A 1,036-nucleotide genomic window follows, 5' to 3' on the forward strand; every position below is an offset into this window, starting at 1 on the left:
TCAAAAATCGAGGTGCCCCAAAGCTAATCTTTCCAATTTGATTTATTGGCCAGAAACGCATTAAAGGACGAGCAAGGTGGTCCTCACGTATAACTAATGATGCAATGCAAAGCGCCATGAGGGCATTCATTCCAAGGCTGGGCCAACCCATCAAATTAACAGGAGTCAATTGCAGATAGACAAGAAGTAACGCAAACATGATTAGGGGAGCTGAACGCGTTGCGCAGATCCTTGAGAAGACTTGATAGCTGCGCCGATCATGCAGAAGAAGGGCTAGAAGTGAACCCATCAGAATGGCCATATAGGACCTACCTGGCAGCGTGAAAATAGCATTTTCTGTCACAACAGGCCGGAGCCCAAGTAACTCAGCAAGATCCATCATTGAGGCTAGGCAAATTACGATTAATACGCTTAGAACAGCAGCGCGCGTTACAGTTCGAGCTGGCAACAGGAAAATAAGCAAAGGCCAGATCAGGTAATACTGTTCTTCAACTGAAAGAGACCACGTAATCGACAGTAGAGAAATATCTTCCTTCAGAAAATTAGCAAGAAACAAGTAGTAATAGGGCACTAGGGAAATTAGATGCTCTTGTCCCTTATAAAATATCCAATAAGCCGAGATTGTTGATACTAGCAGAAGGTAAGCGGGCAAGATCCGTAGTGCTCGTCGCCAGTAAAAGGCAGGCAAAGAGATGCGCCCCTTCTTGTTCTGCTCACGTAAGAGCAGGGTGGTGATCAAAAATCCACTTAAGACAAAAAAGAAATCAACGCCAACGAAGCCGCGTTCTGCAAGAAGGAAGCCGCTAATCAGGCCATTCGCGGGACTATGGTGCCAGAGAACAGCAACGATACACAGACACCTTAGTCCATTCAGAGACCCAAAATGGTGCTGTGAGAGATAGCTTTGATGCGACATGGAGGTAAAATTTCCACAAACAAGCTGTGGTCTTGTTCAATCGTCCAAGACTCAGAAATACAAACAAATATTTTCTATTTTTATGATTTTTCAGTCAATAGGGCACCTCGAAAAATTGCG

General features: G+C 44.6%; 1 protein-coding gene. It reads right to left on the reverse strand.

Annotated elements, in window-relative coordinates; all coding sequences use genetic code 11:
- Nucleotides 1–916 (reverse strand): acyltransferase (locus tag CK944_RS23075; protein ID WP_146038774.1); only part of this gene is annotated, 916 nt, incomplete at its 3' end.
- Between the last annotated feature and the right edge of the window lie 120 nt (nt 917–1,036).

It is taken from the genome of Paracoccus sp. SY (assembly GCF_002901215.1).
In the GTDB taxonomy this organism is placed as follows: domain Bacteria; phylum Pseudomonadota; class Alphaproteobacteria; order Rhodobacterales; family Rhodobacteraceae; genus Paracoccus; species Paracoccus acridae.